Annotated in this window: 10 protein-coding genes and 3 pseudogenes; 8 read left to right on the top strand and 5 right to left on the bottom strand. The window is 52.1% G+C overall.

The genetic code is table 11. The annotated features are described in order from the left end of the window. Window positions 1-189: 189 nt before the first annotated feature. A pseudogene (locus JNC77_RS17105) lies at window positions 190-363 on the top strand (IS6 family transposase); the annotation flags it as partial. A gap of 190 nt (window positions 364-553) precedes the next feature. Here JNC77_RS17105 and JNC77_RS17100 read toward each other — a convergent pair. From JNC77_RS17100 to JNC77_RS17080, 5 genes and pseudogenes are all read right to left on the bottom strand, one after another. Further along, the gene (locus tag JNC77_RS17100) at window positions 554-1,594 is read right to left on the bottom strand and encodes a SphA family protein (RefSeq protein WP_374834693.1); all 1,041 of its coding nucleotides are present in this window, start codon (window positions 1,592-1,594) and stop codon (window positions 554-556) included. Beyond that, a complete protein-coding gene (locus tag JNC77_RS17095; RefSeq protein ID WP_374834691.1) occupies window positions 1,587-1,928 on the bottom strand; it encodes a YcgJ family protein in 342 nt (113 codons plus the stop codon). Before JNC77_RS17095 ends, JNC77_RS17100 begins: the two co-directional genes overlap by 8 nt. Then, window positions 1,925-2,599 carry a MarC family NAAT transporter gene (locus JNC77_RS17090; protein WP_374834689.1) on the bottom strand — a complete coding sequence of 225 codons (675 nt, stop codon included), beginning with the start codon at window positions 2,597-2,599 and terminating at the stop codon, window positions 1,925-1,927. The genes JNC77_RS17095 and JNC77_RS17090 overlap by 4 nt, the downstream gene beginning before the upstream one ends. Before the next feature lie 151 nt (window positions 2,600-2,750). After that, the gene (locus JNC77_RS17085; RefSeq protein WP_374834687.1) at window positions 2,751-4,157 is read right to left on the bottom strand and encodes a glycoside hydrolase family 1 protein; all 1,407 of its coding nucleotides are present in this window, start codon (window positions 4,155-4,157) and stop codon (window positions 2,751-2,753) included. A 279-nt stretch (window positions 4,158-4,436) separates the two neighbouring features. Continuing rightward, a pseudogene (locus JNC77_RS17080) lies at window positions 4,437-5,190 on the bottom strand (IS5 family transposase). 153 nt (window positions 5,191-5,343) lie between these two features. Here JNC77_RS17080 and JNC77_RS17075 point away from each other — a divergent pair. The 7 genes and pseudogenes from JNC77_RS17075 to JNC77_RS17045 form a co-directional block, all read left to right on the top strand. Further along, window positions 5,344-5,652: pseudogene (locus tag JNC77_RS17075) on the top strand (transposase); the annotation flags it as partial. Between the two features lie 89 nt (window positions 5,653-5,741). Beyond that, window positions 5,742-7,268, top strand: a complete 1,527-nt coding sequence (gene istA, locus JNC77_RS17070) for an IS21 family transposase (protein ID WP_157743400.1) — start codon at window positions 5,742-5,744, stop codon at window positions 7,266-7,268. Next, a complete protein-coding gene (gene istB / locus JNC77_RS17065; protein ID WP_374834685.1) occupies window positions 7,258-8,049 on the top strand; it encodes an IS21-like element helper ATPase IstB in 792 nt (263 codons plus the stop codon). Before istA ends, istB begins: the two co-directional genes overlap by 11 nt. Window positions 8,050-8,219: 170 nt before the next feature. Beyond that, the gene (locus JNC77_RS17060; RefSeq protein ID WP_374834683.1) at window positions 8,220-10,664 is read left to right on the top strand and encodes a YecA family protein; all 2,445 of its coding nucleotides are present in this window, start codon (window positions 8,220-8,222) and stop codon (window positions 10,662-10,664) included. A gap of 272 nt (window positions 10,665-10,936) precedes the next feature. Beyond that, window positions 10,937-11,131 (top strand): hypothetical protein, encoded by a 195-nt coding sequence (locus tag JNC77_RS17055; protein ID WP_374834681.1) that lies wholly within the window; start codon window positions 10,937-10,939, stop codon window positions 11,129-11,131. Window positions 11,132-11,202: 71 nt separating this feature from the next. Beyond that, window positions 11,203-11,403, top strand: coding sequence for a type II toxin-antitoxin system prevent-host-death family antitoxin (locus tag JNC77_RS17050; RefSeq protein WP_374834679.1), 201 nt, complete (start codon window positions 11,203-11,205; stop codon window positions 11,401-11,403). Between the two features lie 38 nt (window positions 11,404-11,441). Next, window positions 11,442-11,662, top strand: a 221-nt coding sequence (locus JNC77_RS17045; RefSeq protein WP_374834677.1) for a recombinase family protein, incomplete at its 3' end; no start/stop codon positions are given.

Here is an 11,662-nt window from a genome sequence, read left to right as displayed (position 1 = left end):
TCCTTGGTGGCTTTTAAAAACAACCACACTATCGCACAAAAGCGGATCAGGAGGCCGTCCACCACATCAAGTCCAGACCTCTCTTGCTGAAGTTATATGTGGCAATTTGCTGAAGCTAATTTTGGAAAATGACATCTGCAATTTCAATGGCGGTCGGCCCGGACGCAAAATTTAGGATTTCCGCGACAAGAGCATGATCACCGCTTCATCAAGCGGATGACCAAGCCTATGATGCGTTTCAAAGCCTTCCACTCTGCTTCAGCCACCATCGCGGGCATCAAGGTAGCCCACATGATCCGTAAAAACCAATTTGCAAACGACAATCGCTCGCCATTTCAGATCGTGGCGGAACTCACAGCATAATTGCACTCAGAGATAAGTACGCATCTAACCTACTGAAAACTTTGCTACACACCCTTGTTTGAGGAGCTTAAAGTCGCCGCCAGCCGAGTCATGGGTGCATGCGCAATGGCGGCACTATCGTTTAGCACTGATCGCACTAGGGAATGCCGACATGATCTTCGGTGGCAGTCTGGATCGTTTTGGCAATGGTCTATCTACCACCTAATGGGACTGAGAGCGTCAAATAAGCACCAGTACCATCAAGCCGATTCTTGGCCGCAAATTCTCGGAATACTTTCACCCGTGCCGTGACCGGTGTATTATCGAGTTCAAACGAGTAGCTAGCGGTAGCCCCCAAAGCAGCAACACGCCCTCTGAAACCTCCCAGGTGCGCGCCTGCCCCGCTGTCATCACTTATCTGCTGATAGTAATATCCGATTACACCAATCGAGAATTGCGGCGAAAGATATTGTGAGATCGCTCCTTCAATATGCATTTCCGTCCCAGTACGATATTCCGTTACCGAGTTTTTTCCGTTGAAAGAAAAGCCCAACACGCCAGAAACGTCGAGCCCAAGCGTGGGGTTGAGCCAAGTCGCGGCCACCGAAACATCTCCACCCCAATGATGGAAGGCTATGTTTGACAGAGCGTTCCGATCGTAATCACCAATCGGAACATTGAGCATGCCGTTTACGCTCCAATGCCAGTTTCCCTGATTCCAGCCCAGCATTGCCGTGAATATCGGATCGCCAATTGCCGTATTGCTTCCTTTGACATCTCCGGAGAAAGGACCAAAAAGAAAATCTGCATCAATGCTTTCACGCCCGAAAGGGGCGGTCACCGCTAATGCGAGCCTTCCCCCGCCAATTTCATATGGAGTCGACCACAACAGGGTCGGCATATCTATGATCGCATGGGCGCGAATGCCGAGACCAACTGTTCCCGCTACCGGTAGCTTTTCCGAGCCACCTGCACCTGCATTATAGTAATATGTATCGTTCTGCAGATACCATCCCGGATTCGGCAGGACGGCAGCCAGTGGGCCTTTGGTGCCTAGCAAATAGAAGCCGGTTCCTTTTTCGGCGGCGACAGCTGTTTGACAAAAGAGCAATCCCGTTGTCATCAATCCTGCTTTTATGACCGATCTTATCTTAATTGAGTCCAAAACTACGATCTCCCACAATGATTGCTCCGCGATATTTTCATCCGCAACCAAGTGCATCCAAACAGAATTTCCCGTTCTGTCAGTCAAACAACCAAGCCGTGCTTATACGCTCGACCGGACTACGTTTGCCTTCTGCATCGAAATAACGATTTTTATAACAGAGCTTTACCTTGACATCGCAATAAACGCCGTTGGCAAACGTAAATTCCGTAACATCAAATTCTCCCTGCGACTTGATCGCCTGGGCGGCGTTGTCGCCAATATGTTTTCTTGTGAGTTCAACGGATACTCCGCTCTTATCGACGCAGATATATTGATCGCACAGCACTCCGGTTTCCGGAGTGGTTAACTGGCCGGTAGCGGAAGACAAACTTGTAGCGTATAGAAAAGGTATAATGACCAGAAAATTTATGAGCTTCAATTGCTTCTCGCCTGAATGGTTGTACCAAGATTTATGATGAATTCATGTATTCCAGAGGCTAGAAATTGAACAGATACGCAGGCAAGAAGAAAACCCATTATCTTCGATACCGCCTGGATACCGTGCTCGCCTAGAAACTTCGCTATGACCCCGGAGAACAAAAGTGTCATATAGGCGAACAGAATTGCTATCGCTATTCCCATTATAACTATAGCGTGACCGGCAATGCTATGCTCGTCTGGAATCTGCGATCCATAGCCCATCACTACGGCGATAGTTCCTGGACCTGAGATGCTAGGCATGGCAAGCGGCGAAAATGAAAAATCTACCGTTGCTTCTTTAACGCTATCTACACCGCTTTTTGTAACCGGGGTCATGTCAGCCGGAAACAGCATCCTGAAGGATAGCATAAGAATGATAAGGCCGCCCGCAACTCTAATACCGGCAAGGGAAATGCCGAAGAAGGAAATGATGACGTTCCCCAGGCAGAGGAATACCGAAAGAATTAGAAACGCGTAGAAACAGGCCATCCTTGCCTGCCTCAGTTTGTGCTCCTCGGTCATCCCGCCCGTTAGTGCCAGAAACAACGGAACGGTGCTCACCGGATTCATGATCGGCAGAATTCCGAGAACAATGAGAGGAATATAGTGGACCAATTGTATTAATTTCATTGTAGCACCAATGGATTACTGCACCTTGTGCTGCACTGCCGAGGTTGGCGTCTGCTGGCGCTTGCGTGCACTGACGCGTTGCTTATGCGCCATATAGTGCCACAATCCAGTAGCGCACTGACTCGCCACTGGAGCAAAGCATTTGCCACCTTCACGCGACGCCATTAATTTTTATACACTGGGAATAGTAGCTGAGGCTCTTCTTTGGAGTTCGCTTCAGTGTTTCACGATCCACTTGAATAAGACCGAATGTCTTGGCCGATCCCTCTGCCCATTCCCAATTGTCGGTAGCAGACCAGTAGAAGATGCCCTTGAGCTTAACTCCCTGTTTTACTGCCTCTTGAGCTGCCTGCAAGTATAGTTTGATATATTCGCTTCGCTTGGGGTCATCCACGACCCCGTCCACCGGCTGTGGATCCTCGACAGCGAAGCCAGTCTCGGTCACATAGATATCCGGTTCGCCATAATTCTTGTGCACCCGGATCAGCATTTCCTTAAACTCATTAGGCTCGACAAGATACAATTCCGTCGGGATAGCCCCAGGGGGAATGTACTGCAGGTCCGGCAGGAATCCCAATGGCGATTGTTCTGCCGCATGGACATATAAACTGCAATAATTATTCATGCCGATAAAGTCAGGCTTGACCGTAATAATCTCCATATCACCGTTCTTCACGAAAGGATCAACAAGATGCCTTACCAGTTCGGGGTAACCTCTTCCAAATAGAGGATCAAGCCAAGCTGTGTTCCAGAAAGCATCAGCAAATTCGGCTACTTTGATATCTACCGGCTTATCGCTCGAAGCGCGTACCATTACAAGGTTTATGGTCGTTGACACACGTGCAGCAGATGGCAGGTTGGCGCGTGCAGCGGAGATCATGAGTCCTTGCGCAATATTCTGATGATGAACCGCCGCGCCTACAGCTGCGGTGGATGCAAGTCCGGGTGCGTGAATCCCGAGTCCATAGCCTGCGGCAGCCACCGAGTTCGGCTCGTTTAGCGCCAACCACTTGCCGACTCGATCTCCGAACTTGCGTGTCAGGATGTCCGCATAGTCGGCAAGACGCCAAGCCAGATCGCGATCGCGGAAATCTCCCACCCAAACCGGCATTGCCCAATGGCACATTGTACCAAGCGGCTCCATCCCGCGTTCCAGCATTTCATCGATTATCCGATCGTATGTCGCCAGCCCTTCCGCATTGGGTTCTCCCGGCCCGTCAGGCTGGATACGAGACCATTCAAAGGAAAAGCGGAAAGCATTCAGCCCCGCCTGTGACAACAGCTGGAAATCTTCGCTGTAGCGGCTTTCAAATTCCGTATTGATGGCGTTGGTCGATCCGTCCCGGATGTGACCTTTCTCATCTACGAACACGTCCCAATTGCTTTTCCCCCGGCCCTTTCGGCTCTCCACTTGCGCCGAGGCGGAGGCAGCACCCCATAAAAATCCAGCGGGGAAGGTGTTTTGCTGAGTAAAAGCAATCTTGGGGATACCGAGATAGAGAGCAGATGCTCCAGTAAGCTTAAGAAAAGTTCGTCGAGACTGCGTCGCTATTTTCATATACTAAGTCCATTCTGCAATTAAGCTAACATCAAACCAGCAACATTTTTTGCACTCATTGATTGCCATCTTCAGTAATACTGTAGATGGTATTGAAGAACCTTCCAAAATTTTGAGATGATCGAGAAGAACAAATCTTTATTGTCATCCATAGTTTTTATAAAACGTACCACAGATATTCAAAGAGCAGCAATCGATGCTGCAAGATGATTGGCTAATTTGGAACAAAACGACCATTCTTATGAAACAAAAACGCCCTTCCCTAGGATGGGGACTGAATTACACCCATGCGATGACTACAGAAACAAGAGCGATTGCAGCGAGATAGTTTATTGCGAGGCGATCATATCTCGTTGCAATGCGTCGCCAGTTTTTGAGCCTGCAGAAAAGCCGTTCGATGACATTTCTACGCTCATATGCGCTACAATCTAAAGGATAGAGATTCTTTCGTGCTAACGAGGAGAGAATGACAGCCTTGATGCGTGCATTATTGAGCCAGTTTCGAAGACTATCAGCGTCTTATGCCTTGTCGGCTAACAGGCGCTTGCTGGGCGAGCGACCTCTAATAATGGAATTGCCATTTTTATGTCGGCAATGTTTCCCGGTGTTAAGCTGAACGCAACCGGTCTGCCGCAATCATCGGCCAAGCAATGGATTTTGCTTGTTCTTCCGCCGCGCGACGTGCCAATCGCTTGCGCCCATGCCCCCCTTTTGAGCCTTGTGCCGAACGGTGCGCTTTGACGTGTGTGCTATCGATGGAAAGCTCCTGCGGAACCGGACCGCTGGCTGCCATCGTCTCAAATATACGATGCCAAGTACGCCGTTGTGCCCAGCGGTGATATCGGTTGTAGACGGTTTTTGCAGGACCATATTCGGCCGGAACATCACGCCAGCGACAACCGACCTTGGGAACATGCAAAATACCAGAAATTACATGCCGATCATCGACACGACGTGCTCCGAGGTGGTTCTTAAGTAAATGTGGTTCGATTGCATGCCATGCAGTATCTGAAAGCCAGAAAAGATCGCTGATAATAAGCCTCCCTACTGTCAAAACCTAAAAAAAAATAAAAATACTCAATAAAGACAATTGTTTGATCAGATCCCCATCCTAGGGTCAGGGTCTATTAAAACTCTTGCGGTGAGACCGAACGGCTGATCATTGGTGACGCGAAGAGGCGCTGCAATGAGTGATTTGATCTGGCTGTCGGAGGCGCAGATGCGTCGGACCGAGCAGCATTTCCCTCGGTCATATGGTGTGCCGAGGGTAGATGCCCGGTGGAACGTCAGTGGCATCATAATCGTGATCCGGAACGGGCTGGGGTGGCGCGGCGCGCCCCGCGAATACGATTCCCACAAGACGATCGACAACCGCTTCATCCGCTGGAGCCGCCGCAGCGTATTCAACCAGATATTTGCCGAATTGGCAGCAAAAGGGGGCAAGCCCGATCAACTGATCATCGACGCCACCCATTTGAAAACGCATCGAACGGCGGTAAGGGGGGCGGATATTTCCATTTAGAATTGACCCTTGTTTGTACTTTCCCTTGTGTGTTTTTCAGCGAGGGCTATGGAGTGATCGTCATGGCATTATTGAGTGTTATCCGACGCTGGCATTACCGGGACGAACTATCGATCCGCGAGATTGCCCGACGAACGGGCCTATCGCGGAACACCATCCGCAAGTATCTGCGTCTCAATGGCGTTGAACCAAAATTTCAGGTTCCGGACAGGCCAAGCAAACTCGACCCATTTTCTGACCGACTGACCACGTGGTTAAAGTCGGAAGATCGCAAACCTCGCAAACAAAAGCGCACGGTGAAGCAGATGCACGCTGACCTTGTCGCTCTGGGCTATGAGGGATCATACAGTCGCGTTGCCACCTTTGCCCGCGAGTGGAAGGCCGATCTTCATATGCACAACCAGACATCGGGTCGAGGTACGTTTGTCCCTTTGAGCTTTGAGCCTGGCGAAGCATTTCAATTCGACTGGTCAGAAGACTGGGCAATTATCGGCAGTGAACGGACAAAGCTTCAAGTCGCCCATACGAAGCTAAGTTATTCCAGAGCTTTTATCATTCGTGCTTATCTCACACAGTCCCATGAGATGCTGTTTGACGCTCACAACCATGCATTCCGTGTGCTTGGTGGCGTTCCACGGCGTGGCATTTATGACAATATGCGTACAGCCATCGATAAGGTCGGTCGAGGCAAAGAACGGGACGTCAATATTCGCTTTCAAGCCATGGCCAGCCATTATTTGTTTGAACCAGACTTCTGCAATCCTGCATCGGGTTGGGAGAAGGGACAGATTGAGAAGAATGTTCAGGATTCTCGGCATCGGTTCTTTCAACCAGCTCCACGATTTGCTTCACTGAATGAATTGAACGACTGGCTGGAGGAACGTTGCAGGTTTTTCTGGGCAACGACACAGCATGGCAAAATGCGCGGCAGCATAGCCGATCTTTGGATGGAGGAAGCTCAGGCTCTCATGCCCGTTTCCCGACCTTTTGATGGCTTTGTCGAATATACCAAGCGCGTATCACCGACCTGCCTCGTTCACTTTGATCGTACGCGTTATAGTGTTCCAGCATCCTTTGCCAATCGTCCAGTAAGCCTGCGTGTCTATCCTGATCTTGTCGTGGTCGCTGCCGAAGGGCAGATCATTTGCGAGCATTCACGCATCTTCAATCGCTCTCACGAAGCACCAGGTCACACTGTCTATGAGTGGCGGCACTATTTGTCGGTCGTTCAACGAAAGCCCGGTGCATTGCGCAATGGCGCTCCTTTCACGGAGCTTCCTGAAGCGTTTCGCACACTCCAGTTTCATCTGTTGAAGAAGCCGGGCGGCGATAGGGAAATGGTCGATATCCTTTCCCTCGTCTTACAGCATGATGAACAGGCCGTACTTATGGCAGTCGATATGGCACTGAAGTCGGGAGTGCCGACAAAGACCCATATCCTCAATTTGCTTCACCGTTTGGTCGACGGCAAATCTCTCATTCCACCCCCGATTAATGCGCCGCAGGCACTTACCCTTAACAATGAACCCAAGGCCAACGTCGCACGCTATGACACCTTGAGAAAGGCGGAGGCTCGTCATGCGTCATAATCCAGCGAGTGGTGCTATCGTTATCATGCTGCGGCAATTAAAGATGCATGGCATGGCACAAGCAGTTGGTGAACTCACCGAACAAGGGTCACCAGCATTCGAGGCAGCTATTCCAGTTCTTTCTCAGCTGCTAAAAGCCGAAACGGCGGAGCGTGAAGTCAGATCAGTTGCCTATCAGCTCAAAACTGCACGCTTTCCAGCCTACCGTGATCTGAACGGCTTTGTCTTCGATAGCAGTGAGATAAACGAGGCATTGGTCCAGCAGCTGCATCGCTGTGACTTTCTCAATGATGCAAACAACATCGTTCTGGTTGGTGGACCCGGCACGGGTAAAACTCATATCGCCACCGCTATTGGAGTACAGGCGATCGAGCACCACCACAAACGTGTCCGGTTCTTCTCAACCGTTGAACTTGTGAATGCACTTGAACAGGAAAAAATCCAGGGCAAATCGGGGCAGATCGCCAACCGACTCATTTATTCCGATCTCGTCATTCTTGATGAACTCGGATATCTGCCATTCAGCGCATCAGGTGGCGCACTTCTATTCCATCTGCTCAGCAAACTTTACGAGCGCACGAGCGTCATAATCACCACCAATCTCAGCTTCAGTGAATGGGCAAGCGTGTTTGGTGATGCCAAAATGACGACCGCATTGCTCGACAGGCTCACTCATCACTGCCACATCCTTGAAACCGGAAATGATAGCTTTCGGTTCAAAAACAGTTCCGCACAAGAAACAAAACGACCAAAGGAAAACACGAAACTTGACCGCGAATAAAAACCCGAACAATAATTAAAAGGCGGGTCAGTTCTCGGTGGAAATTCCGGGTCAGTTCTCAGCGGCAATCAACAGTGTGCGAACTATTTTAGCTGCGGCTGAACGCGCTAGAATGGAAATTGCGATGCCGGAATGCTTCGCGATTAACACAAGCGGGAGACAGCACGATTATGGCGAGGCGAAGAAAATCTGGCAGAAAGCCCCAACGACCTGACGACTATTTCGTCGCAGGCCCGTTCGAACTTGCAAGGTTCGGCAAGACCACCATTAGCCGCTCGCGTGCCACGCCTGAGCAATTCGCCGAAATCCAGAAACGAATGGCCGACTCCTACCCCCAGTTGGTCGCTGACATCGATGCGCTTGCAGCTTCTGTCGCTGAACAGGTTTGTCGTCTGCCGCCGCAAGAGCTGCTGAAGCGCGGATGGTGGGAGTTTGCTGCCGCCATGATCGGCTTGGGTGGGAAGGTTTCCGAGTCTGATCAACTCATGGCCATGCGTATGGTCGACTACGTACAGAGCGTGATCGCTGCTGTTCCACCTGCCGGCGCTTATGCCGAGCAGATCACTGAAGAAGACTGGGGCAAGCTCCGATCTGACGTTGGGACCTTATTCCAACGCCTGACACTCGAGTATCAATCGTGCCTTACGGCCTATCGCCGGGCACAGGACCCGGCTCTCGATATGGAGCTGGAAGAGTTCCGCATGCGCGCCGAGACGCTTTGGATGAACATCCGGGGCAAGCGCTATCACTTGCACGAGAGCCAAGCCTTGCTGGACGTGCTGGAACCTCACTCCGACGAACTGGTCAAGCTTTACGGCATCGACGTTCATGAGCTTGTCGCTCAGCTCGGCAACATTCTGTCAAAACTCACGCGCGGACTGCACGACGCGTTTGAAGAGTTCTCGAAGTTCCAGGATGAAACGCTGAAGCGGCTGGAGGAGCTAGCTGCAGTTGCCGCGCCGGACGCCACCATCGAGGATCTCCGTGACCAGCTCTTTGAAGACAAGGAACTGGCCAACCGCCGAGACAAAGTGATGGGCGAGATTTTTGGACTGGACCTCTTCAGCGTTGCCAAGAACACAACCTTGCCTGCGGCGTTGGTCGAAGACCTGACCTGGAAGCCGGGAGAAGAAACGGAATTCTTTGCACCCGGCGATTTTGCCGGTTGGCCATTGCGCATATGGCCTGTCATGCGCCGACCGTTCATCGAGTTAGATGGACAGGCTCACTGCTTCGACATGTTCAGCCTGTTCGACAACATCTACCGAGTGCTTCGCCGCGCTATCGTTGCGCGTGATCCAGCCTACTCGAAATACTGGAATGACAGGCAGAAGGCCGTGTCGGAAGAGCTGCCCCTCAAATACCTGACTCGGCTACTCCCTGGCGCCACCACATATTCGCCGGTCTACTATCACTGGAAGGCGGATGACGAGCCGCTAAAATGGTACGAAGCCGACGGTTTGGTGATCTATGACGACCACTTGATCGTGATTGAAGTGAAGGCCGGTGCCTTTACCTACACATCGCCCGCAAACGACCTCGCAGCTCATCTCGCATCGCTAAAGAACCTTTTGGAAGCGCCGGTCCGGCAGGGCAGCCGGTTCGTGGATTATCTTGAGAGCGCTGATGACGTTCCGATTGGTGATGACCAGCACAACGAGATCGGTCGACTTCGGAAGGGTGACTTTCGGCACGTTACCGTCTGTACCGTGACCCTTGACGCCTTCACAGAGCTTGCCGCCCGTGCACAGCACCTGGCCAAGGTCGGAATAGACGTGGGCAAGCGGGGAATATGGCCCGTTTCCGTAGACGACCTGCGCGTCTACGCTGAGATATTCACGAACCCACTAGTGTTCCTTCACTTTATCGAGCAGCGCGTTCGCGCGGGCCGCTCTGACGATGTCGATCTTCTCGATGAAATGGACCACCTAGGGCTCTATCTCGAGCAGAACAACTACAGCCAGTACGCTAGCGAGCTTAAGGGGAGCAACAAGCTGACAAGGGTCAACTTCGACGGGTTCCGGACCCCCATCGATGAATATTTCCGCGCCCTAAATCAGGGTGACGAGGCCAAGCTGCCGCGACAGAATATGCCCGCTGAACTAGCAAGCATTGTCGAATGGCTCGCTCAAACTGAGGGTCAGGCACATCGATCCGAACTCGTCGCCTACTTTCTCGATGCGTCCGGCGAAGTACGCGATCAACTTGCCGAGTTCATCTCGACGGCCAAGAAGGAGAACCGGGATCTAAAAAGGGCGCGCCCTTTATCGCTCTATGGCGGCATGGCAGCCACCATCTACGCTTGGTCGCCAGCGGCCCCTCGGCTGAAAGACGAGGCTGTCCTGCACACACGTGCCGTCTTGCTCGCGAATGACGAGCAAGAACGCCTGCTTGTCGAACTGGAGTATGCCTATAACGACTCCATCGTCGGAGCCAGCCTTTCCCATGTCACACTCAATGGCGTGGACGAAACTGAGATGGAGCGTATCCGCGAAGCCAGCGCTCGTCTGGTTAAGCGGCGTTTTGAGCAAGCCAAGGCAAAGGGGAAGATCGGCAGAAACGATGCCTGCCCATGTGGAAGCGGCAAGAAATACAAACGTTGCCACGGTCATTGATCTTGGCGCTTAGCGCTTGGATATCGTTCTCATGGCTATCCCGCATGGCCCGGTATTTCTATATCTCTGCACTGGCGGAGCATGCGGATTCGAACTCACTTGGGGCTACTAGCCAATAATGACAGCAATCACCCTTCCTCCGAAACTGACCTATCCGTTTTCTACGCCACAGCATCCCATTCACCGCACAGCGGTGCCCGAGACCTTCCCTGCGCTGACATTCCGCGCTTCCATTGCCCCAGCCCCTTTCCGAACATGGGATATTGGAGACGATGGCGGTCAAGCGGAACAGGGTCAATATCGAGGTTACGCCCTCGACCGGCCCAGAAACGGACCGGCACGATCCTGCGCGCAAAGACGCTGCCGTGATGTCGCTGGCTCGCCTGATTGGTCGCCAGATCGCCCGCGAGCAGTTCGAGCGCAAATTGGCAGCGGAGCGCAAAGCTCAACGCCACCTGCGTAGCTGACCTGCAAATTCCCTTGCATTTATACGTATAATACGTACTATATAAGCAGACCTATTCTCCTGGAGTCTGCGATGCCAACCACAACCTCCCTCGAATTTCAGCGCAAGTTCGGACAGTATCTGAACGAGTCGCACCGTGAGCCGGTAGAGATCACGCGACATGGCCGGCGCGAGTTTGTGCTGATGTCGGCCGCCCAATATGACGAGCTACTGTCAGCGGCGCAGCGCACGGGCAAGACCGTCGAGACGACCTCCGAACCTGAACGGAATTGAATACCTCCCCCAACCCGGAGCTTGAAAGGACTGACGATATGACCCGCGTTGCGCTCTATGCCCGATATTCCTCCGACAATCAGCGCGAGGCGTCGATCGAGGATCAGTTGCGCATCTGCCGTGAGCAGGCGAAGCGCGAGAAGTGGAAGATCGTCGGAACCTACAAGGATGCTGGCATCTCCGGCGCAAGTATGATCCTGCGTCCCGGCATTCAGGCGCTCATTCAGGATGCGCAGGCAGGCCAGTTCGACGTTGTGCT

The organism is Paenochrobactrum pullorum (assembly GCF_041929845.1).
Classification (GTDB): Bacteria; Pseudomonadota; Alphaproteobacteria; order Rhizobiales; family Rhizobiaceae; genus Paenochrobactrum; species Paenochrobactrum pullorum.
The sequence above is the reverse complement of the archived record's forward strand: the minus strand, read 5'-3'. Positions and strand labels throughout refer to the sequence as shown.

Excerpts from the sequence above, each read along its gene's own strand:
- JNC77_RS17090 (WP_374834689.1), bottom strand. The coding sequence starts at position 2,599 with ATGAAATTAATACAATTGGTCCACTATATTCCTCTCATTGTTCTCGGA.
- JNC77_RS17085 (WP_374834687.1), bottom strand. The coding sequence starts at position 4,157 with ATGAAAATAGCGACGCAGTCTCGACGAACTTTTCTTAAGCTTACTGGA.
- istA (WP_157743400.1), top strand. The coding sequence starts at position 5,742 with ATGGCATTATTGAGTGTTATCCGACGCTGGCATTACCGGGACGAACTA.
- istB (WP_374834685.1), top strand. The coding sequence starts at position 7,258 with ATGCGTCATAATCCAGCGAGTGGTGCTATCGTTATCATGCTGCGGCAA.
- JNC77_RS17060 (WP_374834683.1), top strand. The coding sequence starts at position 8,220 with ATGGCGAGGCGAAGAAAATCTGGCAGAAAGCCCCAACGACCTGACGAC.
- JNC77_RS17055 (WP_374834681.1), top strand. The coding sequence starts at position 10,937 with ATGGCGGTCAAGCGGAACAGGGTCAATATCGAGGTTACGCCCTCGACC.
- JNC77_RS17050 (WP_374834679.1), top strand. The coding sequence starts at position 11,203 with ATGCCAACCACAACCTCCCTCGAATTTCAGCGCAAGTTCGGACAGTAT.